Here is a 23,968-nt window from a genome sequence, read left to right as displayed (position 1 = left end):
CCCTATTTTTTCCCCGCAAAGAACCCCATGGTTCGTAAGATATTTTTAACAAGTTGAAGACCAACGCCTGGCACATCCAGTTGCGCATTGGCCGTTTCCATATTAACAACGAAAAAATACGGATGTTTATTCTCTTCCACCCAGCCCATGATCCAGCCGAAGGGCTTGCCGTCGGCGTTGGTGGTTTTACCGGTTTTGTAGACCAGCCGGTAGTTGGTTGTCTCTTCGACGAAGAACATTTTTCTCACCAGCTGTTGGGGACGCTGGAAGAAGGGCAGCTGATCGAAATAAAGTTTTTTGGTGAGTCCCAATTGTTCGTCGGCGGTGATCCTGAGCCGCCGGTGGATAAGGCCCGAGTCGCCGAGCTCACTGACATCCCTGTTACCATAACGAAGCGAGTCCACCCACTTCTTAATGCTGTCCTTTCCGACGAGGGCCGCCAGTTGATTCGAGCCCATCTGCCCCATCTCTCTCTTAAAAATGTCCTGTAAGGAAGCCTGCTCACCCGAGATCCAACCGGTGTCGGCATGAGTCCCGACCGTTGCTGCCAGGTGGAACACCTTTGAAGTGTCGTTGGGCACTGCCCCTGTTTGCAGCCCGATAAGTCCCTGGAGGACGTCAAAGGTTCCGCCGGGAGGATAGGCGCTGTCCCGGAAGCGGCGCAGGTTATAGATGGTGAAGCTTCCCTGCCCGTTATCGAAAAGCCCGAAACATCCTTTTACACCGGCGCTGTCGAAGTATTTTTGCAGGCTGTCGTCGACGTTGACGTTATTGGTCGAACAGGCCGTAAAGAGCACGGGGATCAGCAGCAGGGTGAAAAAGAGTTTGGGCATAATACGCTGGAATTTGGCGCAAGGTACGAATTGTCGGTCCACTTCGGCCGTTGGCCTCGTGGGTGCCGCCCGTTTTAAGCCGGGCCCCTGCCTTATTCTTTTGGAAGATGGTATTTTTCGATCAGCTTCAGCAGCACCCCATTGGTCCAGCCAAAACCGTCCTGCCCGGGATATTCGCCGCCGCCGGCCTCTCTATTGATATCTACGACATTGTATTTTTCCATCAGCTTGCCCGTCTCCTTATACACCTTCTCCACCAGCTTTACCCAGCGGGCGGCGATATCGGCGGCGAGCTCTTTTTGACCACAGCGGTCGAGCCCCCAGATGGTCATCCACTCCAGCGGCGCCCAGCCGTTGGGCGAATCCCATTGTTCCCCGGTGTTGAATTCCGTGGTCGCAACCCCGCCCGGTTGGAGCAGCTTTGCGCGGACGACGTTCGCCACCTTCCTGCCGAGAAAGCTCATAAAGTCCGGTCGCTCGTTGATGAAGCAGAATGGATACATCCCGCCGGGGGTGATATGCGTGCTTTGCTTTGCCGTTCTGAAATTATAATCCGTATAAAAATTGACGGCCTTGTTCCAGCAATATTTGTCAAGCAGTTCGCCCCGATGGATCGCCTTGCGGCGGAATTGCGCAGCCGAGCTGTCTTCTTTGTTCATCAGCTTGGCCTTGGCGATCGCCCACTCCAGGTGATAAAGGAGGGCGTTGAGATCAGGCGGGATAAAGTCGGTGGTGCGGATGGTGACGAGGTTCTTGCCGTCGGCAAACCAGCGGCTGCTGAAGTCGATGCCGCTCTCCGCGGCGGCGCGCAGATGTTTGTACATCTCGATCTTGTCGCGGCCCGAACGCTGGGCCGTGAGCACATCTTCCCGCCAGCTCTCCTGGCGGGGCACGGTGGCGTCGTCCCAGTAACGGTTGAGGATATCCCCGCCTTTCAGCCGCACGACGCGGCGAAACGCCTGCCCCGGCTTCAGCTTGTCGGCGCCATCCATCCAAAACGCATATTCCTTTTCCATCGCCGGCAGAAACTCCTGGAATATGCTATCCCCCTTTGCCTCCGCCAGCAATTCCACCATGACGGAAAAGAAGGGGGGCTGGCTACGACCCAGGTAATAGGTTCGGGCGCCGTTTGGCATATGGCCGTAGTTCTCGATGATATAGGCAAAGTCCTTTACCATATTATCGATCATCTCTATCTCGCCGCTCTCTTTGAGCCCAAGCATCGTAAAGTAAGAATCCCAGTAGTACACTTCGCGGAAGCGGCCACCCGGCACGATGTACGGATAGGGCAGCGGCAGCAGCGAGCTGCCTTCCACTACCTTGTCGGGGGTGCGTTTCAGTACGGACCAGAGATTACGGATATGCGTGACCACGTCGTCGTTGCTGTTGGTCTTATAGGTGTCCGCAGGACCGCCGGGAACTTCGAAGTTATCGAGGACGAACTTCTTCAGATCGAACCCGGCCGTCTCCTTCTGCGCCTCATAGTCAGCGACGATCTCGGCGGGCTTTCGCTTGGGGATGCAATCCACGAAGGTCTTGCCGTCGGGAAAGACCCTGTTCATCTGTACGTCGATAAATAATTTCCCGTAGATCTTGTCGGGCGGGGTGGTGACGATCGGTTGTCCAAAAGAGAGGAGGGAGGTTACTACAAGAAGTAAGAAGCCGGCCAGTCTTTTCATATATTTTATAGTTAGGATAAAAATAGCGAAAAAAAGGCCACCCGCCATTTGCCCAAAGATGTAAATGGAAACGCCACGAAGAATCGTGGCGTTTTGCTTGCTTTTGCTTATAAACCAAAAAATATTTATTCGGCCCCATCGGTCAGGGCGCGTTTTACGGCATAGTTACCCACTTTCGTTCCCACGGTGATCCCTACGGAACAATCGATCTCGTAGTGGATCCCCGCATAGATGCGCGAATTGGCCGCTTCCTGGGCCATGGCCTGGTAGGTCGATGCCCGATCAGGCAGGATATGCCCAAGGACGGCGGAGGCGGCAGCGCTGAACATCGAGTGTCCCGAGACATAGGACGGGAAATTAGGTATCCCGGTGAGGGTCTTGATATTCGCGTCCATCTGGGTTGGCCGTGGGTTGAAATAGAAATATTTGATATCCCAGCAGCTGATGGCAGCATCCATTTCGGCCATATTGAGCAGTGCCATGTTTCGGGCCCAGCGGACCTCGCTCCAGTTCTGCTTTATCCAATCTTCGGCGGCGATGGCATTCCAGTGGCCCGCCGGAGTGTAGGTCGCCACACCGTCTGCCCAGAACTGGACGATCCTCATCTGTTCGCGGGTGGCGTTCTTGATCATTTTTAAGGCTGCGGCAGTCTGTGCCTTCAGATCATCGCTGCTCGTCGACGGCGGCGGACCCGGCCGTAATGCGACGATAGTGGCGGAATCGCAGAGAAAGCCCTTTGTCTTCCCGAAGAGGGGCAGCATGGGTGGCCTTGACGGGGCATCGAGGCTCAGCCAGGGGATCTGGTTGGCAGCCGTTGCCGTCGTAGCGAATTTTGTCCAGTCGGCGGGTGTGCCTCCGGCCTTGCCGGCATTGTCACCACGAGCCCGGGCGATAAATACTTCGGCCACCTGACGGCCCAGCGCTTCACCGGCGGTGACATCGCTGCGGGTAGCCGTTCCGGAGGTGATGAGCGCCATTTCCTGCTGTTCCAGCTTTTGCTGGATATTGGCGATCTCATCGGGGAAAAGCAGTTGCATCATCCCGGCGGTTACTCCTGCGAGAACGGCGCCTTCCGAGGGATAGGATGGCAGGGTCGTCTTCCCGGCCATCGCCTTGATGGTCGAGTCCACCAGATAGGGCGCAGGACGCTTGTACTGCGTCTTATAATGCCAGCAGGCTACCAGGGCGTCATATTGCGCGGCGCTGACATAGGCATAGGCGCGTGCGGCATACGGCGGGTTGGAAAACGGGAAGAAAGGATAAGCGAAGGGATTGGCGGAGTTGGGAATGGGATAGGTGCCGTCGGTATTCTGATAGGGCGGCAGATTATATTTCGCCGACAGCTCCCGCATCACCTCGTTCCAGCGCAGGACGCCCCCGGCGCTCCAATAGGCGATCTGATCCTTCTGATCGCCGGTCAGATGGGCCTGGTATCCTTTTATCTCGTTGAGATCGGCCAGATACAGGGGGCTGGTGGTTGCCGCGGGGGTGGCTATGGAAAAAGTATCGGGTCTCGATAACAGGATGGGCTTCCAGTTACCTGCCGTGAGGTCTTGATTGGCAGGCGCCAGCGGCGCGAGGTTGGCGGTTCTGTTGGAGACGCTTTTATTACAGGCCGTCACCAGGAAGAAAGCGCCGAAGGCAAGATGGAATATATTGCGATTCATAATTTCTTTTTTGAGTTATAAGCAAGGTCATAGTTTCTTTCCGGCCGTATTGTGCGCTTTGGCCTTCTTGTGCGCGAGATCGAGGACATAGAAAACCCCAAGATCCCAGGCAGTGGCCTGGCCGACATTCCGGCCCGAGAAGGTATACATCGCCCCGCCGACGACCGACAGCGCATCCAGCTTTCTGAACGTGTATTTGAAGTCCACACCACCCATCTTCGAATTCATTTTGTTGCTGGGGAAAGGCATGTCGTTCTTGCGGATGTCGAACCCGTCGATCGTGATCATATCGGTGAAAACGGCTTCGGCGATGAGCCAGTTGCTCCGGTAGCCCGCCCGGACATTCCAGGAGGCCATATTCGGCATATCGACCCTGTCCGTCAGGTGAAGCGAAGTCGTGTAATACGAGTTGCGATCGATGGTGATATCGCTTCTTCCCGTATACGTTCCCGATGCCGTGACGAAGAAGTTCTTCACCTGGTAGTCGACGAGTAGCCGGCCCGAGAGGGTCTTGCTGTGCAGCCCGATGGACAGAGGCAGGTAATCCGCGATGTAATTGGTCAGCGGGAGCGAGCCGCCGCCAAGCAGGTAAAAAGAGAGTACCCCATTCCCTACGTTCAGGTCCAGCGCCTCCCATTTGAGCCAGGCCGACAGGTCCTGGACTCCGTGCTGGCCGTGTAACGTGCCCGCCGTTGCATGTGTCCAGACATAGGGCGCGCCTACGACGAGATTCAGTTTGTCGGTAATCCCATAGGTCCCCATCAGCATCACCGATTTGGTGGACACCGTCCCGATATTCTGGTTGCTCCGTTTGAAGGTCCCTTCCCAGTAGTGGTCCCAGCTGTTTTGCATGTATGTGCCGCCGACACAAAGATTCTTTTTCGTCATCATGATAGCATCCTCATCCGTTTGCGCCTTCAACATCGCGGGCAGAAGAAGGCCGAGACCAAGAGCGGCGGAGAGAGCTATATTTTTAAAGTTGAACATAAGCCTTGTTTTGGTTTTTATCAATGGATCAGAATCTGAAATTCGCGCCGATGTTGACTACGCAGTTGGCAAACGCCGCATCGCCCTGGGTAAACTTCCCGGTCAATGCTGTGGTGATCTTATCCGGTACGCTCTGTGTGCGGTTGCGTACAAACGCGATGGGAACGTAGCTGTACAGCGATACCTTCGACGAGACCACATAGTTCAGTCCGGGCTCGGCGGAAAGGATATAGCCGGGTCTTCTGAAGCCGTTGCTCTGGCCGATGAGGTCGCGAACGGGGAGGCAGTCGTCGCGGAACCCGGCGGTGGCGGTCAGGCGGTTAAACTGAACACTGACACCGGCCCGGATCAGCATTTGGTCGGGAACGCTCATGACGTTGCTCCCGTTGGCGATGGAGGAAGCGGAAGGCGTAGCGCCGTGGGCATTGGAGATGCCGTTCTGATCGCGGGGGTTCGAAAGATAGAAGAAGTTACCATAGACGCCGACGGTATGGGAGAAGTTATAAAACGCGTTCAACTCGAAGGTGATGCCGGTGCCGCCATCGCCTAATTGAATGGACTGGTCGACGGGGCCAAAGGTCCTGGTGCTGTCGCTGGTCTTGAAATAATCCTGGTAGTCGTCCTGGCCGGTGGGCAGTTTGAAACCCAGGCCTACCTGGATATTGCCCTTTGGCATCTTCACGGGATCGAGGATCCAGCTGTAAACGGCCAGCCGGATATCCCCCGCACCGAATGCGTGGGTACTGTATCGATTGTATACCCCTTTCTGCAGATAGGTCTGCGACCGGGCGTTGGCGGAGATAGGCAGGTCCAGCATGATCGACCAGCGGGGATTGATCATCCGGTAGATCGCCATGTCCAGGGTATAAGCGTTGTTAATTACTTCGTTGCCCAGTTCGGCTCGTTGTTTCTGGTATACTTCGCCGACATAATGTCTAAAAGATTTGTAATAGCGGTTGTTGATGGTAAACTGCCATTTGCTGGCGGAGTCGACTTGCGTATGACCGCCAACGGTACAGAAACCACCGGTGCTGCGAATGGCGACGCAACCCTGCGAAAGAACGTGATTGAATGAGGCGAATGCAGTCAGAAAGAAGATGCTGAAAAGTAACTTTCTCATTTTTCGGAAGTTTTGGTAGTGGTGTGGCCGGGGATACCGGCCGTATTTAATTAATGATTTGATCAGATTGCGAATGTTGTTTTTGTCCGGGGTGCGGCAGCACGCGGGATCCGGCCGAGCGCCATCCACAGGGCGAGGATACAGCCATAGCTGCCGCCGCGTTCCACCCATTCGAAAGCCTCCCAATGCGGGTAGAACAGTTCGGTCCCCATCTTCCAGACAAAGAAGATGAACAGCAGGGGGCGGATGGGCCGGACAAGGACTGCCACCGCAGCCAGCAGCTCGAAGAGGCCTGCCATCCGCGCGACCTGGGCGGGGTTCGGGAAGCCCAGGGCGGCATATTGTTGCAGAAGACCTTTCTTTTCGATGAGGTTAAGCCAGCCATGACCCAGCAGTAGAAGAACGACGGCTATTCTCAGCCAGAAAACGACAAGCCGGAATTGGCGGGTATCGGGTTGCGGATCGGCGTCGATCCGGGACCAAAGCCAGCTTCCGCCGCGCGCTTTTGTCGGCGAAAGCAGCAACAGCGCCAGGGGGGCGCAATAGTTGCCGGCGCGTTCGATCATTTCCGCGAAGGGTTCACCGGACAGCGGGCGCAGCGAGGCGGTTATCAGCCCCCAGCAAAGCAGCCAGCCCGCAACGGCGCGGATGGGATAGAACAACAGGGAAAGTCCCATCAGGAGATCGATGACCCCTACCAACGGCATGAGCCGGTAGGCAAGATCATGACCGATGCCGAAGACGGCGAAATAGTTGCACCAGATGGGTTTTGTGATAATCCCAAAAACGCCATGACCGATAAAACACATCGCCGCAGCAATACGCAGCGCATAGTGGATATTTTGTGCGGGCGAGTACATGCCCTCACCGGAAAAATTCTTCATGCTGGATCATTAGGTCTTACCGTCCGGACATTGCCGTCGGCGCGTTAATTCAAGAATGTGAAAATAGGCTGTGAGTACACCGGGTGCGCATGGCCCGTGTACAAAACCGGGGAGATCCGGTTTAGAGGACTGCCATATCCGGAGGCATCTCGGCGATGGGGGAGTAATTGTTGGGAAGCCGGGGACAGGTATAAACCCCTTGCGTGGGCATCAACGCGGCCAGCGCATCGGGAACGGCAATGTGCATTGCCGTCGGTTGATAATCTTTGGATAGGTCTTTCAGGAAGGAAGAAGGGGTCTTCTTTCCCTGGTTCTGCTGCTGGAGATCGTTCGCCTGGCGGAAGAAATCGTTCTTCACCTGCAGCAGCTTCATGGTCGTAACGTTGGGGATACACAGCAGCTCAAGCGAATCCTTGTAGACGCGGCGTTTTACATATTGGTAGTGGACGCCTTTGATCTCGATCTTGCCGTCTACGCGTTCGAAACCATTTGCCGAACCATTATAATAGGAAAGTGTCGTGACGGGGATTTTTACGCTAACAAGCTGAGATTCATCGTATTCATTCCGGTCGAGCCGCGCCTGGAGGCGGCTTTCGGCCTGTTGTTGCCAGTACTGCGTCAACAACTGGTAACCGTACCAGTTGAAGAACAGGATTCCCATGAGCAGTATGGCAGCAAGGCGCTTCAAAGCGATACAAATTAGTAATTTTTCGGATACTGCGGAGATTTTTTTTGCCGCGGCGGCGGTCCTTGCGATCGCGATTTCCGAAATCTTAAGGCAGCTATATACAAGATGGAACTAAATTCTTGAGAATCTATAATCCCGGTATTTGAGGGCCAGAGGGAAACCGATAAAGATGCAGTTGTCTTCATCCCTGAGTTGAAGCTCATTGGTGTAGAAAGGCCCTTTATTCAACTGCTCTTTTAGGCGCAGTTTAGGCCACAGACACAGTTACTATATCGTCAGCAGACTGGTCTATTTGAAATATATCCCGTAGTCGCGCAATTATTTCGTCCTTTCGGATCATGCCGATTCCCCATGGCTTCAGCAGATCTTTGATGTTGTCCGGCTCACCCGTTAAGATCATGGTGAACATGGCTATATCTTCCCGAATGGCATCCGGAATCTGCTGTATTTTGTTCCCTTCATATGTGGCTGTAAGGCGGATCACGTCGTTTTTATGCTTGGTGATATCATCTTCTTGAACCTTTTGTCCAGCCTGCTTTCGTTGCAGGTTGTTCAAAAAGGCCTTTGCCTTCAAAGCGATCAGGGCAATATCGCCGGCCAGATGTAGGCCGCCGCTTGTGTCACTATTGGTTAATGTGAATTGGTAGTAAAGGTCATCCATCAGGATGGCCGACAGGCTCGAAACATTTTCTCCCGTTGGTATATCGGTAATGTACAGGCCTTCTGCAGGTAGAAGCGCCTCTGGGTGGCGGGAAAAAAGCTCCAGCATTGCGGGATATTCAGCGTTGTTCGGCGAAATGAAACGATAAAATCGCTTTTTCTCATCGACTTCCGCCACTTCATATTTTCCCAAGCGGATGAATTCCCAGAAACGCCGTACGAAACCTTCAGTTAACGCCTCTACTACAAGGATAATATCCAGATCCTTGGTTCGACGGAATTCGAGTGCTTTTTCAGCAAACCGTACATCACAGGCAGTGCCGCCGATCAGGATATAGTGATGGGCATAACCCTCGAAGTAGTTTTTGAATATCTCTAGTCCCCTTACCATGTTATTTTTTTGATCATTTCGGCTAATGCGGCCTGAATCCGTTCATCCTGTTTGGACATCAAGGAGAGATACAACGAGAGCCTATCGACTGTGGCACTTGAGGCACCGGCGATTACAGTTGGATTGTAGTTCCACACCTGGAGGCAATAATTTCCCTGATGATTGTTTAGTTCGGGTAATCGTTTCAATGTTTGAAGCGATTTGTATTGCTCCTTGCCAATCGCGAAGTGTTTTGTCCTCCCTTCAGCCAACATAGTGTATTCAGCGAGCGCGGTTTCACCCGCTTCCGGCACTTGGCCAATACCTGCCAAATCATAAGCAAATAATTCTTCCTTGACAGGATCACGAAGCAATGGCAATACCCGGCGCCACAATTCTTCGCCTTTTTCTCTAAAGGTAAATGCTCTTTCTTTTCCCGATTGAAGGGTCGCTACGCCATGCTGCTCCAATTCCCGACCAATCCGGGTTATAGTCATCGCGGAATATGCCAATTTTTCAGCAATCTGGTGGGCTGGCTGCCCATCAATGGGACGGTGCTGTAATTGACTGAGTACTGCTACTTGGGCAGGAAAGCTTAATCGATCTCGATTATGCTTCACATTTCTTCGGATTTCACGGATATCATTCAGCTGTATTAGCCATTCCGGAATGTACACCTGTTTTCCGGTCTGGATGAACCCGATTTGTCGTTCAATTAATCGCTTCCTTTGCCAGCTGTCCAGACGGTTAAAAACGAATATGACCGGAAGGGTTAGCAAACGCTCCAACTGGAATTTTTGGTTTTGTAATCCCTCCGGGGTTATGCTAACTTCTGTTTGTATCCTTGCCCAAATTAATTTTCTGCCGGTGAGAAGCCCTTCGAAGAACGCAAAGCTGTTCCTCAGATAAAGTGGCATTTCTTTACCTGGGGTTATTGGTTCTGCATACGCCGAAAGCCCGAAGGTGTGACTAATATAATAGATGAAGTCTTCGATACAACAAAAGTAACAAGATTTTGCACGATAACAAAGCTAAAGTTAATATTCACAAAGTATGTTATCATACTTATTATCAATCACTTATTTATAACCTATCAGAGCGTTGGCAAGGACCATGACGAAAATCAGCGTTGTGTCTTTGGTTCCTTCCGGGTTATCCAGCCTGAAGAAGCCCGATGAAAGCCAGCGAGCCAGGCTGCGCTTGTCCAGGAGGCCGATTGGCCGAAGCGGACGGAAAACGTCTCTTTCCAAGATTGGTCGGGAACGACTTCGCTATTCAGGTTGACCAGAACCGTGTTCAATCTCACTAACTAACAATTGTTAGTTTTTATTATCTTTGCCTGTCTTCCAAACATTTATGCTATGAGCTATACCCCGGTTCACAAAGTCCGGCTTGTTACTGCAGCTGCGCTCTTCGACGGTCACGACGCAGCCATCAATATTATGCGCCGCCTCCTTCAATCCAAGGGCGCGGAGATCATCCATCTTGGGCACAACCGTTCCGTGGCCGAGATCGTAGAGTGCGCCATCGAAGAAGATGTCCAGGGCATCGCCATTACCTCTTATCAGGGCGGGCACCTGGAGTTCTTTAAGTATATGAAAGACCTGCTCCAGGAGAATGGCTGCGGCCATATCAAGCTCTTCGGCGGCGGCGGCGGAACCATCCTTCCAAGCGAGATCGAAGAACTTCATCAATATGGCGTTACGCGGATCTATTCACCCGACGACGGCCGCCGCATGGGGCTCGAAGGGATGATCGAAGACGTGATCCAGCAATGCGACTTCTCACTCAACGGCGATCCCCGCAACTTTGCCGGGGAAATGAAGCTGGGGGAATGGAAGGACATCCGCCGGATCGCCCGGTCGATCACCAATGCGGAGAATGGAGTTGGTGTCCCCGCCGAAGCGACCCGCCCAGCAGCTATCCCCGTCGTCGGCATCACCGGCACGGGCGGCGCAGGCAAATCCTCCGTCACCGACGAGCTGGTCCGCCGTTATCTCAACACCTTTGCCGACAAAACCATCGCCGTCATCTCCGTAGACCCCTCGAAGAAAAAGACCGGCGGCGCCCTGTTGGGTGACCGCATTCGCATGAACGCCATCTCCAGCCCCCGCGCCTATATGCGCAGCCTGGCGACACGCGATAGCGACAAGGCCCTGAGCTCTCATGTACAGGAGGCGATCGATATCTGTAAGTCGGCCGGATATGACCTCATCATCCTCGAATCGGCAGGGGTGGGGCAGAGCGATGCCTCCATCCTCGATCATGCCGATATCAGCGTTTATGTGATGACGCCTGAGTACGGCGCGGCATCGCAGCTGGAAAAGATAAACATGCTGGACTATGCAGACCTGGTAGTCCTAAACAAATTCGATAAGGCCGGCGCGCTGGATGCCCTCCACGACATCCGCAAACAATACAAACGCAACCATCAACTGTGGACGGCGAAGGATGGCGAACTGCCTGTCGTCGGCACCATCGCCGCACAGTTCAACGATCTTGGGATAAACGAGCTGTTTGAAAAGCTGATGGTCACCGTCGAAAAGAAGACCGGCGTCCGCTATGGGGAGATCACCCTGCATGCCCATACAAAGGACACGACGACCCAATCGCAGATCCTGCCGCCGGGACGCGTCCGCTATCTCGCGGAGATCACCGGCGCCATCCGGGAATACAATCGTCGAACGGAAGAACAGTCCGCCATCGCCTCCCGGCTTTATCAGTTGAGCGGCGTTCTTGATCAGTTGCCCGACGACTTTTCCGGTCGCGAGCAGCTGCTTGCCCAAAAAGCCAAATACGTGTCACAGCTGTATCCGCTTTGTAAAAAACTGATCGACGAATGGCCGGAGATTACGGCACGCTACCGGAAAGAAACCTTTGACTACGATGTCCGGGGAAAGATCATCCACCAGCCGCTGTTCACCGAATCGCTTTCCGGCACCCAAATCCCCAGGATCGCAGTGCCGCGACTGAGGGACTGGGGCGATATCCTCCGTTGGCGCCTGCAGGAAAACTTCCCGGGTAAATATCCCTACACCGCCGGAGTCTTCCCGCTGAAACGCGCGGAAGAAGATCCGACCCGGATGTTCGCCGGCGAGGGCGGACCCGAACGAACAAACAAACGTTTTCACTATGTCTCTGCCGGCCAGCCCGCCAAGCGGCTGAGTACGGCCTTCGACTCGGTGACGCTCTATGGCGAAGATCCCGATCATCGCCCCGATATCTATGGAAAGGTTGGTAATTCGGGCGTGAGCGTCGCCACCGTCGATGATGCCAAAAAACTTTACAGCGGTTTTGACCTGTGCGACCCGAAGACCTCGGTCAGTATGACCATCAACGGACCGGCGCCCATCCTGCTGGCTTTCTTTATGAATGCCGCGATCGACCAGCAATGTGAGAAATGGCTGATCGCAAATGCGGGTGGGAACCCCAGCCCAGGCACCGGCAGCAAATCCGGCGCAAAAAAGCATCCCGGTTCGGGTCTCGTCTCCGTTCCCGCCGTCAACGACGCGCTGGCCCGCAAATATCCGGACGGCGTTCGACCCGGGTACGGCAACGGCAATGACACGGACGGTCTGCCCGAAGGCAATGACGGGCTTGGCCTCGGTCTGCTGGGGCTTAGCGGCGACGAAGTACTGCCCGGGGATGTCTATCAAAAGCTAAAGGCGACGGCGCTGTCGCAGGTGCGCGGCACCGTGCAGGCCGATATCCTCAAAGAGGACCAGGCTCAGAACACCTGTATCTTCAGCACGGAGTTCGCGCTTCGGCTGATGGGCGACGTGCAGGCTTATTTTATCGATCAGCAGATACGCAACTTCTATAGTGTCTCTATCAGCGGCTATCACATTGCGGAGGCCGGCGCTAACCCCATTACCCAGCTGGCTTTTACCCTCTCCAACGGCTTCACCTATGTGGAGTATTACCTCAGCCGGGGGATGGCCATCGATGAATTTGCCCCCAACCTCTCTTTTTTCTTCAGCAATGGGATGGACCCGGAATACAGTGTCATCGGCCGGGTGGCGCGACGCATCTGGGCAAAAGCCATCAAGCATGTCTATAAAGGCAACGGCCGAAGCCAGAAATTAAAATATCATATCCAGACCAGCGGCCGCAGCCTCCATGCCCAGGAGATCGACTTCAACGATATCCGCACGACCCTGCAGGCCCTGTATGCCATCTATGATAATTGCAACTCCCTTCACACCAACGCCTATGATGAGGCGATCACGACGCCGACGGAAGAAAGCGTCCGGCGCGCGATGGCCATTCAGCTGATCATCAACCGCGAACTGGGCAGTACCCGAACGGAGAACTACCTCCAGGGAAGCTTTGCCGTAGAAGAGTTGACCGATCTCGTCGAGGCGGCGGTACTGACCGAATTCGATCGCCTGAACGAACGCGGCGGTGTACTCGGCGCGATGGAGCGGATGTACCAGCGCAACAAGATCCAGGAAGAAAGCCTCTATTACGAGAGCCTGAAACATAATGGCGAACTGCCGATCGTCGGCGTCAACACCTTCCTGAACAGCAAGGGGTCGCCGACCGTTCTACCCGGTGAGGTCATCCGCAGCACCAGCGAGGAGAAGGATCAGCAGATCCATAACCTCGAGGCTTTCCGCGGGCGCAATGCAGTCCGGCGCGAGGAGATGCTCCGGCGACTGAAAGAAGTGGCTGTCAATAATGAAAACCTGTTTGCCGAGCTGATGGAAACGGTAAAATATTGCACCCTTGGGGAAATAACCAACGCTTTATACGAAGTTGGCGGACAATACCGGCGTAACATGTAATTTTGGGTAGTACTCACAGTACTGCAAAAAATTCATCCGTATGGCAGCCAAACCGCTAGTCCCGATTGCATTCAGAAAGGAAATAAAGAAAGGCCAGTCTCCGATCACCTTGCTCGCCGCCGATATTGGCGGCACTAAGACCAATATCGCCCTCTGTCGCGCCGACAGTGAGGGCGTCAATATCATCGACCAGAAAAGATACGTCTCCAAAGACTATCCCACCCTCACCGATATCGTTCATGACTTTTCCGGCGGCAAGCTGCCCGGGCGGCTCTCTGCCGCGGTGGCCGGTCCCGTCGTCGACGGGAAGAGCAAGCTCACCAATCTTCCCTGGGTGCTGGACAGTGCCTCGATGGGCAAGGACCTGGGTATCCCCGTTTCTTTTATCAACGACCTCGAGTCGACGGCCTATGGGATGGCCGGTCTCGGCCGGGATGAGCTGGCAACGCTCGCCGCAGGCGATCCCGCATCGAAAGGGAATATTGCCATTATCGCGCCGGGAACAGGACTCGGCGAAGCTGGGCTCTTCTGGGATGGCGAGCGATATCATCCCTTCGCCACCGAAGGCGGGCATACCGACTTCTCCCCCCGCACGCCAAAGGATGTGGAGCTCTTCTATTCCCTGCAGCAGATGTTTGGGCATGTCAGCTGGGAGCGGGTTGTCTCCGGCATGGGTATCAAGAATATCTTTCATTGTCTCGCTACCAAACACCGCGGCCCACTTCCCGAATGGCTCACCCAGCGCATGCGGGACGAAGACCCTGCCGCCGTCATCAGCCAGGCGGCCCTGAAGCACGAAGACCTTATCTGCGCCGAGACGATGGAGCTGTTTGTCCGCTACCTCGCCATTGAAGCCTCCTGTCTCATCCTGAAGTTAATGGCTACCGGCGGGCTCTTCATCGCCGGCGGAATTCCCCCGAAGATCCTCCCGTTGTTGCAGACGGATAACTGGTCCAGGAATTTTGACAATAATGGGCGCATGCATGAGTTATCGGACAAGGTGCCCGTGCACGTCGTGTTGAACGATAAGATGGCGTTGATGGGCGCGGCGTATTATGGGGCGTATAATATGTAATTGCCTTATTTAGTCAAAAAAGGCTTTAACAGATCGATAGGAACAGGGAATATGGTTGTTGAATTCTTCTCCGTCGCTATCTCCCTCAAGGTCTGAAGATAGCGCAAGGTCAACGCCTGGGGTTCCGCGGCCAGGATCCTGGCTGCATCGGCCAGCCGCTGGGAGGCCTGGAATTCTCCCTCAGCCGCGATTATTTTACTGCGCCGCTCCCGCTCTGCTTCCGCCTGTTTGGCCATGGCCCGCTGCATTTCCTGCGGCAGGTCGATCTGCTTGACCTCCACGTTGGAGACTTTGATTCCCCACGGCTCGGTATTGGAGTCGATGATCTGCTGCAATTTGTGGTTGATCTTTTCCCGCTGGGAGAGAATGTCGTCTAACTCGGATTGCCCCAACACGCTTCGCAGCGTAGTTTGCGAGAGTTGCGAAGTGGCCATCAGGAAATTCTCAACCCCGATTATGGCTTTCGGGGGCTCGATAACCCGGAAATAAACGACAGCATTTACTTTAATGGAAACATTGTCTTGCGTGATAACATCCTGCGTCGGCACATCCATCACTATCGTACGCAAGCTGACCTTCACCATTTTATCAATAACGGGGATCAATAAAATAAGCCCGGGCCCTTTTATCCCATCCGTGCCGGTCAGGCGTCCCAACCGGAATACAACGGCACGTTCATATTCGCGAAGGATACGGATGGCACTTGACAGGATCAGGACGGCAAAAAAAATGATCACGATGGTGACCGTGGGGAACTGTTCCATATTATTTACTTAGAATTAGTGGCCTGCTTTTCAACATACAACTTAAGGTTCTTGATTACTTTCACCAGAACTGTTTCTCCTTTTTCGATCCTTCCTGCAAGGGATTCAGCATTCCAGATCTCTCCCTGCAGTTTGACAGAGCCTGTGGGGTCGAGGAGTTCCATCGCTTCCGCTTTTGCCCCAACCATGGCTTCGGTACCGGAAACCGGTTTTCGTCTTTGAGCTTTCAACGCCATCCCGATCACAAAAAGAAAGAACAAGGCCGACACCAGGGTTGCAGAAATGATGACCGACCGGGAGACGCGTACCAACTCCAGCGACGAATTGCTCTGGAACAACATCATAGATCCCAGCAGGAGCGAAACAACGCCACCGATGGCCAATAGCCCATGACTTACTATTTTTACCTCCAGCAAAAAGAGAATGATGCTAAAAACGATCAACGCCAGGCCGGCATAGTTGATGGGCAGGACATGCATCGAATAAAATGCCAGCACCAGCGCAATGACCCCTACAATGCCTGGCAGGATGGCTCCGGGGGTGTATAATTCAAACAGGATACCATAGATACCGAGCATCATGACAATATAGCTGATGTTCGGGTCACTGAGAATATTCAATAGTTTCTCTACAAGACTCATTTCCTGCGGCACCAGCCGGGCGCCTTTCGTATGCAGCGTCACCGTTCCTGCCTCAAGTTCAACCTGCTTTCCGTCAAGCTGGTTCATGATATCCTGTTCAGAAGCGGCGATGAGATCAATGACTTTTTTCTCCAATGCTTCCTTCTCCGTAAGGGAAACACTCTGGCGAACCGCATCTTCCGCCCATTGTATATTACGTTTTCGTTTATCAGCGATACTCCGGATAAATGCCGCCGCATCGTTCACCCCTTTTTCATTCATGATCGAATCGGGTTGCTGCCCCATGCCGACAGGGTGTGCAGCGCCGATATTCGTACCCGGGGCCATAACCGCGATATGGGCGGCCATGACAATAAAAACCCCTGCTGAGCCCGCATGTGCCCCGCCTGGTGAAACATAGACAACAACGGGTACCGGCGAGTTCAGGATGCTGCTGACGATGGCCCTGGTCGACTGCAATAAACCGCCGGGAGTATTAAGAGCGATGAGCAGGCAGGCCGCATTTTCCTGATGAGCCTTTTCTATTCCATCGGAAATATATTCTGATACTACCGGATTGATGGAGCCGTCGATATGTAAATAGACAACGGTCTGCGCAGAAAGCACAAACGGCAGGAAAAAGAAACAATATAAGAAAATACGTTTCACCGAACCTTAGTTTATGAAGTCCCACCGGGCTGTAGGGAAAGAACTACTGTAATTTACTGAATTTTGGGGGGATATCCTTGCCGTACTATTCATAGGAGTTCCACATTATTTCCCCCTGAATTAAACTCTTATCCTCTTCTCCCAATCCACCTTTTTCCTATTTTCATCCCGTTAAACCTTAGCTCCATGGAACAAGCCATTCATTTCCTCAACTCTATCCTCTCCCTCGATCCCGACCTCCGCAGCTACCTGGAATCGAAATTCAGGACCGATCGTTACAAAAAAAAGGCGATCCTTGTAAAAGAGGGGGATATCGCCCGGAGGATCGGATTCATCGAAAAGGGACTGGTAAGGGGCTATTGCATCAAAGAGGACGGCAGCGAATTCACCTACTGGTTCATGAAGGAAGGCGACATCATGATCTCGGTCGATAGCTTTTTCAACCAGACACCGGCAGACGAATTTGTCGAAGTGGTTGAACCAGCGATTATCCATAGCATCACCTACGGCGAATTACAAGACGCACTGGAGAGATGGGCTACCTTCAAGGCTCATCAGGCCTTCTTCCTGCAGAAATACTATCAGCAAAGCATCAGGCGCGAAAGGATGCGCGTGATGTCAGGACACGATAAGATTGACTTTCTTGTGAAGAATTACCCCTGGCTGCTGGACAGGGCGCAAGGAAAACACATCGCCAGTTTCCTCAGCCTCACCCCAAACTACTACAGCACCGTTAAAGGTCAATACTTCGAAGCTAATCCCCGCCGCTGATCGCCTTCTCTGTATTCCGCGGGAATTTTTAAAAGCTACGATATCGTATTTTTTTAGGCTATGCCAAACCGTAACTTCCGCTTTTCCATAACCGGCAAAAACGACCGTTATGAAGGCGAATCGTGTAAAGAAGGTGAACGTCAATTTAGACATCACTGAGTACGAAGATTTTATAAAGGCATTCCAGGGAACAACATGCCGGAGCCTAAGCGCTTACGGCAGAAAACTTCTCCTCGCAAAACCCGTGCACATCATCTATCGCAACCGATCGCTGGACGACTTTATCGAACTGGCCGTAAAGCTTCGCAAGGACTTCAAGATCCTCCTGGCAAAGGACTACCTCTCCCCACTGGAAAAAGAGACCCTCCAACAAAAAACAAATAGCATCGAAGAAAACCTTATCAACCTCGTTAACCTATGTTCTCAAAAATAAAAGCCAACAAACCGGTCACCATATCCCTTCGCTACAACGAACAAAAGGTAACAGCCGGCAAAGCCGAACGAATAAGCGCGGAGAACTTTCTCAGCGATGCCGATCAACTGACAAAGGACGCCATTCTGGATAGGTTCCGCCAACGCTCCTCCCTGAACGAACGGCTGCACGACCACGGTGCACATATCACTCTCAACTTCGGGAAAAAGGAAGATCTCCCCAAAACAACCCTCATCGACCTTGCCGAACGCTACATGACAAACATGGGCTTCGAAGATCAACCCTACGTAGTATATCAACACAGGGACGCCGGTCACGACCACATACATATCGTCGCCTCTACAGTCCGGGCAGATGGCAGCTGGATACGCCTTGAACCGGAAGACTTTCGCAGATCCCACACAATTTGCCGGCAGTTGGAACAAGAGTTCGCCCTTGAAAAAAGCCGAAAGTACACCCCGGCAGATCAGTTCATGTTCGAGGTCGATCACGCACGAAGGGTAGTGTATGGTGAACCAGGACTGAAAAACGCGATCAGCGATGTCCTGAATACCGTTGTTGACCACTATAAGTATACTTCCCTGGATGAATTCAACGCCATTCTTAAAGAATACAATGTAACGGCCAACCCCGGTTTGGAAAACTCCCGTCTCCACAATTTCGAAGGTCTCCTTTACCATGCCCTCGACCCCGATGGCAACCGCATCGGCGCACCAATAAAGGCAAGTCAGTTCCTGCTCAAACCCACACTAAAACATCTCGAGGAAAAGTTCGAACAGAATCAAACCCTTCGCGAATCCGCACGCCAAAGCCTCGAAACCAATATCCTATGGGCCATCGCCGGCCAGTCGACGACCTGGGCGGGATTCACCAAAAGCCTCCAAAAAGAAGGCATCGCCATCGTCTCCAACAAAGAAGAAGACGGCACTGAACAGCTCTTCTTCGTCGACCATGTCAGGAAAGTCGCCTTCTCCGATGAAAGCCTCGGCCCGGACTTCCTGCCCGAAGCCTTGCGCAACAGATGCGTGCAGGAAGAACAGTTAACTCAACAACAAGGGCACCGATTACGCCTTCATTTATGAATTCCCTTCACACTAACTAACAAAAAGGAATGGGATCCGGCCGGTTCAGCGAGCATATAGCTTCTGACAATTCCCGCAATAGAACGCCCGGCGCTTCCGCTTGCCCAGGTGGGCGACTTTTACCAACGGGATCTCGCAACGGGGACAGCCCTTCTTCGCATGCGCCAGCCAATGCTTCCGCAGCTGGAAAGCCTTCTTCCATTTCAAAAAGTCAAAGGAGTAATTCCGCGCTTCGCGGATCATTTCGGTCAGCTTCCGCGACGGCAACGCGCCCACCCGGCTCTCGGGATGCACCCGGATACGAAAAAGGACCTCATTCTTGATGATATTGCCTACGCCCGCAAACACCTCCTGATCGAGCAGGGCGTCGGCGACCAGCGCATCCGGCATCGCCTTCAGCTTCTTCCGCGCCTTGCGGGGATCCCATCGGTCATTCATCACATCGGCGCTCCAATCATACAGGGCGTCGAGGTCGCCCGTCAGGATCTTCACCGAACAGGCGTAGAAATACAGATCACCCTTCGCAAACGCGAGATGCAGCCGTGGGTTGGGCTTGGTCTGCTCCCCGATGCTATACGACCCAAACAGCATAAAATGAATGCGGATCGTCCGGTCTCTCAGCTGGATCAGGAAATGTTTCCCCCAACTCCGTAACGCCACCACTTTTTGCCCGGCGATGCCGCTGACATCCACCTTCGTGTTACCGGTGACGGCAACGATCTTTTTCCCTTCAAAAGCCGCGGCCTGCTCTTTGAGGATGATTATGGAAGGACCTTCCGGCATGTTTGGAGACATGCAAAAGACAAACCCGAAAGAGCCCCGCCGCGGGCCCGCCCGCAGCAACGACCCGGCCACTCATGGATATCTGTTTCAGCCGCCGTTCCTGCCCGGTCACGGCCCCGCCGCGCCCTCCCGAAAATTAGTTCTACAATTTTTCTAAATCTTCTATAAGCGGAGCCGATAAAGAAAACCCTTACACTTGCGAATCGCACCGCTTCTTCGAATACTCTTCCCATAGTCCCTGTGTACTTTTACACCGTGCACCATCTCTCTAACCTCGGACAAGGACTCTGTATGAACTACTACGTAAAAGACAACCCGGAAAAAGCAAAAGCTTTGAAAAAGCTGATGCGCAAATGGCTTACCACGCAGGAGACCGAAAAGAAAGCCACCCTGATCATCGCAAAAAATCCCGAACTGAGACGAAAACGGAGTGCGAGCTTAAAATAGCCGCAGCTGCATGGGTCGTGCGACGTCTGCCGGCGGTTTCGCCCTGCCAAAAACAGTCCGCCCGCCATATTTCCACGAATCGGCACGCTCCTTTTCGATCCACTCCTCCAGCCCGCCGGTAGGGGTAAAGGATTCCTCTGCCCGCTGCGCCAGCACGGACAACTTCTTCATCGCATCCAGCTTGTCGCTCTGGCCGACCTTCGCCTTCTGCACCGCCCCCTGCAGAATGCCGATCGTCTCATCATAGACATCGATAGGCACGGGAAACGGATGCCCATCCTTCCCCCCATGCGCAAAAGCAAATCGCGCCGGGTCCCGGAACCGCGACGGCGTCCCATGGATCACCTCACTCACCAGCGCCAGCGACTGCAGCGTCCGCGGCCCCCACTCCCTCCAGCAAGATCAGCTCCTCGAAATCGGCAGGCTGCCGGTCATGCGCCAGCCAAAGCACCGCGCCCAGCCGCCGCAGATCCACATCCTCCGCCCGCACATCATGATGCGCCGGCAACGTCAGCAACTGCTGCGCATCCTGCATCATCAACTCCGGCTTCTCCCGCGTCAGCGACAACACCCCCTTTCGCGCCGGATCAGCCTGCCGGTCCGCCAGGTTGAGGATCTCCCCCTGGTTGACGCCGCAGATCGCCGTATGCGGCTCCTCGACAAAAGACCGCAAACCCGCGGAATGCCAGTGATACCGGCGAGCCATCGAATTACCCGGACTCATCCCCTGCTGGATCACCGTCCACTGCCCCTCCCGGCTGAGGACAAAACAATGCATATACAATTGAAAACCGTCCTGGACAACGGTATTATCCACCTTCGCACTCAGCTTGCTGCTCCGCACCAGCTCCACCCCATCCAACCCCGTGCTCTCACAGACCTTTGCAATCTCCGCCGGTGCCTGCCGCGATGCACTGCCCTTACCCCCACAGATATAGATGCCCAGCTCGTTGGAATGTGGGTTGATCGCCCGCTTCAACGCCCCCATCACCGACGTCGTGATCCCCGAAGAATGCCAGTCCATCCCCATCACCGCGCCAAGACTCTGGAACCAGAAAGGATCCGACAACCGGCGAAGCACCTCCTCCCGCCCATATTCCGCCAGCAATACCTCCGTCACGGCCAGCCCCAACCGGGCCATCCGGTCCGCCAGCCACTGCGAAACATACCCATAATGCAAAGGAAGATCTGCCGCACCCGAACGTTTCATACACCTCGATTTGCTAACAAAGTTAGCGGTTTTTGCCAAAAAAAACCGCAAAAAGCCCTGAGCCCGCCACCAGCTTCCCCGATCATCCCTGTTTGGCTGCGATGCGTTCCGCCCGATCCCCTTCCCCGATCATCCCCGCCCCGCCCGCAATGGCTTCCGCCTGACCCCTTCCCCGATCATCCCGGTTTGCTCGCGATGGATTCCGCCTGCTCCTCACCTGATGATCCTGGTTCGGTCGCCACGCATTCCGCCCGTACCCATCCCCAATTACCCCCGATTTGATGGACGGCTCCGCAGTTTCCCCCCGCCGGGGTTATCTTGTCCGCCATAAACAACCCAACATGAAGCAGCTTGCCGTTCTCTTCGCCCTGGCAGCGACGACCCTGACCACGCCCAGCAACGCCCAGGAAAACCTCCCCACCGATTACCTCAGCCCCGCCTTCCACGCCGGCCGCAGAGAAGCCCTGCGAAACCTGATGCCGCCCCACTCGGTGGCCGTGATCTTTGCCAACCCCACCCGCGCCTTCTCCAACGACGTGACCTTTCCCTATCATCAAAATCCCGATCTGTATTACTTCTCGGGCTATAAAGAACCCCACGCCGTCCTGCTCATCTTTAAAGAACCGCAAAAAGCCCCCGACGGAACCACCTATAACGAACTTTTCTTCGTCCAAAAACGCGACCCCCAACAAGAACAATGGACCGGCCGCCGCCTCGGGGTCGAAAAAACAAAGAGCCAACTGGGATTCACCCATGTCTATAACGGAACCGATTTCGCCGCCTTTCCCCTCGACCTCTCCGCCTTCGACCATATCCTGTTCTCCGATATCCCCGACGACGTACATGATGATCTCAGCGAACCCGCCGATCTCTACGACCTCCTCCAGGCCTTCAAAAAGAAAGCCGCCGTCCCCGCCGACTTCGACGCGGGCACCAACGAGATCGTGGCCCAGATTGCCGAAGGAGCCAATATGCAGCGCCTGGCCAGGATAAAGGGTTTTCTCAATCAGCGGCGCGAAGCCTCAGAAAAATTACGCAGCAACCAACTGCTCACGCAATTCCTCGCCGTCAACACCGCCGAAGACCTCGAAGCCTTCAAAAAGAAGGTCACCGCCATAAAATGGAACTCCTATCTCTATCGGTCGCTCGTGGCCTCCCTGCGAGTCATCAAGACCCCCGAAGAAATGGACCTCATGCGCAAAACCGTCTCTATCTCCGCCATCGCACACGCGGAAGTGATGAAGGCCATCCGGCCGGGGATGTCGGAAGCCGAACTCCAGGGCATCCAGGAATATGTCCATAAAAAACTTGGCGCCGAATATGTAGGCTACCCCTCCATCGTCGGCGGCGGCGCCAACGGCTGTATCCTCCACTATGAAGAAAACACCCGCACGAATGTCGGCAGGGATATGGTCCTGATGGACATCGGCGCGGAATACCACGGCTACTCCGCAGATGTGACCCGCACCGTCCCCACCACGGGCAAATTTTCCCCAGAACAAAAGGCGGTCTACGACCTTGTCTACGAGGCGCAGGAAGCCATCTTTCCGCTCTGCCACGAAGGCACCCCCTTCTCCGCCCTCAATGAAAAGGCAACCGAAGTGCTGGCCGCCGGGCTTGTCCGGCTCGGCATCATAAAAGAGAGATCGCAGGTGTCCCAATACTATCCCCATAGCTGTTCGCATTACCTGGGGCTCGACGTACACGACGCCGGAGACTATGGTCAGACGCTAAAAGAAAATATGGTCATCACGGTGGAACCCGGGATCTATATACCCGCGGGCAGCCCCTGCGACAAGAAATGGTGGGATATCGGCGTCCGCATCGAGGATGACGTCCGCATCGGTAAGACTCAAGACGAACTGCTGTCCGCCCAGGCGCCCCGCAAGTCCGAAGACGTCGAAAAAATGCATACCCAAAAAAGCGCGTTCAACGAATTAGTCCTGCCCGCAATCAAATAATAGGCATATTTTTGGCTTACCTATTTTAAAACTATAGACTATGCAAAAATTCCTGGTTGTGGCGGCCATCGGCGCCACCCTCTCCCTGACCGCGCTTTCCGCAAGCGCACAACATAACTATGTGAAAGAACGGCCCCATGAGAATGTGGCCAAACGCCCGAATCGCCCCGACGCACACCATGTATGGGTCGGCACGGAATGGCATTTCAACAACGGCCGCTACGAACAGGTTCAAGGCCATTGGGACGCGCCTCCTCACGGCCGTCACAATTGGGTCGCCGGCCATTGGACTAAAGAACGCCGCGGTTCTTACTGGGTTCCCGGTCACTGGAGCTAATTAAAATGCGATTAAAAAATAGGGCGGGCCTGTGGCCCGCCCTATTTTTTTTGCCCCCCCCATGACCCATTCACCGACAACAGCTAAAGGTTGAAATACCCTATATTTACACCAATGGGCGAATGAGAGTGCAGTATGGCC

At 54.1% G+C, this 23,968-nt stretch carries 22 protein-coding genes; 8 read left to right on the top strand and 14 right to left on the bottom strand.

What is annotated here, in order from left to right; translation table 11 throughout:
- Positions 1-2: 2 nt before the first annotated feature.
- The 9 genes from VGM48_RS12325 to VGM48_RS12285 all read right to left on the bottom strand — a co-directional run bounded on the left by VGM48_RS12325 (position 3) and on the right by VGM48_RS12285 (position 9,805).
- Entirely contained in the window at positions 3-833 is an 831-nt protein-coding gene (locus tag VGM48_RS12325) for a penicillin-binding transpeptidase domain-containing protein (protein WP_331579491.1), read from the bottom strand.
- 92 nt (positions 834-925) lie between these two features.
- Entirely contained in the window at positions 926-2,512 is a 1,587-nt protein-coding gene (treF, locus tag VGM48_RS12320) for an alpha,alpha-trehalase TreF (RefSeq protein WP_331579489.1), read from the bottom strand.
- A 125-nt stretch (positions 2,513-2,637) separates the two neighbouring features.
- Positions 2,638-4,179, bottom strand: a complete 1,542-nt coding sequence (locus VGM48_RS12315) for a phosphatase PAP2 family protein (RefSeq protein WP_331579487.1) — start codon at positions 4,177-4,179, stop codon at positions 2,638-2,640.
- A 27-nt stretch (positions 4,180-4,206) separates the two neighbouring features.
- Complete coding sequence (locus VGM48_RS12310; protein ID WP_331579485.1) at positions 4,207-5,166, bottom strand: hypothetical protein; 960 nt, start codon at positions 5,164-5,166, stop codon at positions 4,207-4,209.
- A 28-nt stretch (positions 5,167-5,194) separates the two neighbouring features.
- Entirely contained in the window at positions 5,195-6,286 is a 1,092-nt protein-coding gene (locus VGM48_RS12305; protein ID WP_331579483.1) for a hypothetical protein, read from the bottom strand.
- A 62-nt stretch (positions 6,287-6,348) separates the two neighbouring features.
- On the bottom strand, positions 6,349-7,170 hold the full coding sequence (locus tag VGM48_RS12300) for a DoxX family protein (RefSeq protein ID WP_331579481.1): 822 nt from the start codon (positions 7,168-7,170) through the stop codon (positions 6,349-6,351).
- A 121-nt stretch (positions 7,171-7,291) separates the two neighbouring features.
- Positions 7,292-7,858 (bottom strand): hypothetical protein, encoded by a 567-nt coding sequence (locus VGM48_RS12295; RefSeq protein ID WP_331579479.1) that lies wholly within the window; start codon positions 7,856-7,858, stop codon positions 7,292-7,294.
- Positions 7,859-8,105: 247 nt separating this feature from the next.
- Positions 8,106-8,909 carry a hypothetical protein gene (locus tag VGM48_RS12290; RefSeq protein WP_331579477.1) on the bottom strand — a complete coding sequence of 268 codons (804 nt, stop codon included), beginning with the start codon at positions 8,907-8,909 and terminating at the stop codon, positions 8,106-8,108.
- Positions 8,903-9,805 carry a hypothetical protein gene (locus VGM48_RS12285; RefSeq protein WP_331579475.1) on the bottom strand — a complete coding sequence of 301 codons (903 nt, stop codon included), beginning with the start codon at positions 9,803-9,805 and terminating at the stop codon, positions 8,903-8,905. The genes VGM48_RS12290 and VGM48_RS12285 overlap by 7 nt, the downstream gene beginning before the upstream one ends.
- A gap of 444 nt (positions 9,806-10,249) precedes the next feature.
- On the opposite strand from VGM48_RS12285, the gene VGM48_RS12280 reads away from it, so the two are divergent.
- Both VGM48_RS12280 and glk read left to right on the top strand, forming a co-directional pair.
- On the top strand, positions 10,250-13,675 hold the full coding sequence (locus VGM48_RS12280) for a methylmalonyl-CoA mutase family protein (protein ID WP_331579473.1): 3,426 nt from the start codon (positions 10,250-10,252) through the stop codon (positions 13,673-13,675).
- A gap of 40 nt (positions 13,676-13,715) precedes the next feature.
- Positions 13,716-14,750, top strand: coding sequence for a glucokinase (gene glk / locus VGM48_RS12275; protein WP_331579471.1), 1,035 nt, complete (start codon positions 13,716-13,718; stop codon positions 14,748-14,750).
- A gap of 5 nt (positions 14,751-14,755) precedes the next feature.
- On the opposite strand, the gene VGM48_RS12270 is transcribed toward glk, so the two are convergent.
- Both VGM48_RS12270 and VGM48_RS12265 read right to left on the bottom strand, forming a co-directional pair.
- Positions 14,756-15,514, bottom strand: a complete 759-nt coding sequence (locus VGM48_RS12270) for a slipin family protein (RefSeq protein ID WP_331579469.1) — start codon at positions 15,512-15,514, stop codon at positions 14,756-14,758.
- Between the two features lie 5 nt (positions 15,515-15,519).
- Complete coding sequence (locus VGM48_RS12265; RefSeq protein WP_331579467.1) at positions 15,520-16,803, bottom strand: nodulation protein NfeD; 1,284 nt, start codon at positions 16,801-16,803, stop codon at positions 15,520-15,522.
- Positions 16,804-16,989: 186 nt separating this feature from the next.
- On the opposite strand from VGM48_RS12265, the gene VGM48_RS12260 reads away from it, so the two are divergent.
- The 3 genes from VGM48_RS12260 (at position 16,990) to VGM48_RS12250 (ending at position 19,089) form a co-directional block, all read left to right on the top strand.
- A complete protein-coding gene (locus tag VGM48_RS12260) occupies positions 16,990-17,574 on the top strand; it encodes a Crp/Fnr family transcriptional regulator (RefSeq protein ID WP_331579465.1) in 585 nt (194 codons plus the stop codon).
- 109 nt (positions 17,575-17,683) lie between these two features.
- A complete protein-coding gene (locus tag VGM48_RS12255) occupies positions 17,684-18,007 on the top strand; it encodes a hypothetical protein (protein WP_331579463.1) in 324 nt (107 codons plus the stop codon).
- Positions 17,992-19,089: a relaxase/mobilization nuclease domain-containing protein gene (locus tag VGM48_RS12250; RefSeq protein ID WP_331579461.1), complete on the top strand. Its 1,098-nt coding sequence runs from the start codon at positions 17,992-17,994 to the stop codon at positions 19,087-19,089. The genes VGM48_RS12255 and VGM48_RS12250 overlap by 16 nt, the downstream gene beginning before the upstream one ends.
- A gap of 45 nt (positions 19,090-19,134) precedes the next feature.
- Here the strand turns inward: VGM48_RS12250 and VGM48_RS12245 are convergent, their stop codons facing one another.
- Complete coding sequence (locus tag VGM48_RS12245; RefSeq protein ID WP_331579459.1) at positions 19,135-19,884, bottom strand: DNA-formamidopyrimidine glycosylase family protein; 750 nt, start codon at positions 19,882-19,884, stop codon at positions 19,135-19,137.
- Positions 19,885-20,127: 243 nt separating this feature from the next.
- Here VGM48_RS12245 and VGM48_RS12240 point away from each other — a divergent pair, with 243 nt between their 5' ends.
- Entirely contained in the window at positions 20,128-20,319 is a 192-nt protein-coding gene (locus VGM48_RS12240; protein ID WP_331579457.1) for a hypothetical protein, read from the top strand.
- Here VGM48_RS12240 and VGM48_RS12235 read toward each other — a convergent pair.
- Together VGM48_RS12235 and VGM48_RS12230 are read right to left on the bottom strand one after the other, a co-directional pair.
- Positions 20,311-20,673, bottom strand: a complete 363-nt coding sequence (locus tag VGM48_RS12235; protein WP_331579455.1) for a DUF763 domain-containing protein — start codon at positions 20,671-20,673, stop codon at positions 20,311-20,313. The two genes, VGM48_RS12240 and VGM48_RS12235, sit on opposite strands and share 9 nt — an antisense overlap.
- On the bottom strand, positions 20,666-21,529 hold the full coding sequence (locus VGM48_RS12230; protein WP_331579453.1) for a DUF763 domain-containing protein: 864 nt from the start codon (positions 21,527-21,529) through the stop codon (positions 20,666-20,668). The genes VGM48_RS12235 and VGM48_RS12230 overlap by 8 nt, the downstream gene beginning before the upstream one ends.
- Positions 21,530-21,870: 341 nt before the next feature.
- Between VGM48_RS12230 and VGM48_RS12225 the strand changes: the two genes are divergently transcribed.
- A complete protein-coding gene (locus VGM48_RS12225; RefSeq protein ID WP_331579451.1) occupies positions 21,871-23,490 on the top strand; it encodes an aminopeptidase P N-terminal domain-containing protein in 1,620 nt (539 codons plus the stop codon).
- 40 nt (positions 23,491-23,530) lie between these two features.
- Positions 23,531-23,827 (top strand): hypothetical protein, encoded by a 297-nt coding sequence (locus VGM48_RS12220; RefSeq protein WP_331579449.1) that lies wholly within the window; start codon positions 23,531-23,533, stop codon positions 23,825-23,827.
- Positions 23,828-23,968 lie beyond the last annotated feature (141 nt).

Origin of the sequence: Puia sp. (assembly GCF_036500295.1) — a bacterium.
GTDB lineage: Bacteria > Bacteroidota > Bacteroidia > Chitinophagales > Chitinophagaceae > Puia.
This window is presented reverse-complemented; position numbering and strand designations above follow the sequence as displayed.

What these genes read in the sequence shown, in the direction of transcription:
- VGM48_RS12325 (WP_331579491.1), bottom strand. Translation starts at nt 833, where the DNA reads ATGCCCAAACTCTTTTTCACCCTGCTGCTGATCCCCGTGCTCTTTACG.
- treF (WP_331579489.1), bottom strand. Translation starts at nt 2,512, where the DNA reads ATGAAAAGACTGGCCGGCTTCTTACTTCTTGTAGTAACCTCCCTCCTC.
- VGM48_RS12315 (WP_331579487.1), bottom strand. Translation starts at nt 4,179, where the DNA reads ATGAATCGCAATATATTCCATCTTGCCTTCGGCGCTTTCTTCCTGGTG.
- VGM48_RS12310 (WP_331579485.1), bottom strand. Translation starts at nt 5,166, where the DNA reads ATGTTCAACTTTAAAAATATAGCTCTCTCCGCCGCTCTTGGTCTCGGC.
- VGM48_RS12305 (WP_331579483.1), bottom strand. Translation starts at nt 6,286, where the DNA reads ATGAGAAAGTTACTTTTCAGCATCTTCTTTCTGACTGCATTCGCCTCA.
- VGM48_RS12300 (WP_331579481.1), bottom strand. Translation starts at nt 7,170, where the DNA reads ATGAAGAATTTTTCCGGTGAGGGCATGTACTCGCCCGCACAAAATATC.
- VGM48_RS12290 (WP_331579477.1), bottom strand. Translation starts at nt 8,909, where the DNA reads ATGGTAAGGGGACTAGAGATATTCAAAAACTACTTCGAGGGTTATGCC.
- VGM48_RS12285 (WP_331579475.1), bottom strand. Translation starts at nt 9,805, where the DNA reads ATGCCACTTTATCTGAGGAACAGCTTTGCGTTCTTCGAAGGGCTTCTC.
- VGM48_RS12280 (WP_331579473.1), top strand. Translation starts at nt 10,250, where the DNA reads ATGAGCTATACCCCGGTTCACAAAGTCCGGCTTGTTACTGCAGCTGCG.
- glk (WP_331579471.1), top strand. Translation starts at nt 13,716, where the DNA reads ATGGCAGCCAAACCGCTAGTCCCGATTGCATTCAGAAAGGAAATAAAG.
- VGM48_RS12270 (WP_331579469.1), bottom strand. Translation starts at nt 15,514, where the DNA reads ATGGAACAGTTCCCCACGGTCACCATCGTGATCATTTTTTTTGCCGTC.
- VGM48_RS12260 (WP_331579465.1), top strand. Translation starts at nt 16,990, where the DNA reads ATGGAACAAGCCATTCATTTCCTCAACTCTATCCTCTCCCTCGATCCC.
- VGM48_RS12255 (WP_331579463.1), top strand. Translation starts at nt 17,684, where the DNA reads ATGAAGGCGAATCGTGTAAAGAAGGTGAACGTCAATTTAGACATCACT.
- VGM48_RS12250 (WP_331579461.1), top strand. Translation starts at nt 17,992, where the DNA reads ATGTTCTCAAAAATAAAAGCCAACAAACCGGTCACCATATCCCTTCGC.
- VGM48_RS12245 (WP_331579459.1), bottom strand. Translation starts at nt 19,884, where the DNA reads ATGTCTCCAAACATGCCGGAAGGTCCTTCCATAATCATCCTCAAAGAG.
- VGM48_RS12230 (WP_331579453.1), bottom strand. Translation starts at nt 21,529, where the DNA reads ATGAAACGTTCGGGTGCGGCAGATCTTCCTTTGCATTATGGGTATGTT.
- VGM48_RS12225 (WP_331579451.1), top strand. Translation starts at nt 21,871, where the DNA reads ATGAAGCAGCTTGCCGTTCTCTTCGCCCTGGCAGCGACGACCCTGACC.
- VGM48_RS12220 (WP_331579449.1), top strand. Translation starts at nt 23,531, where the DNA reads ATGCAAAAATTCCTGGTTGTGGCGGCCATCGGCGCCACCCTCTCCCTG.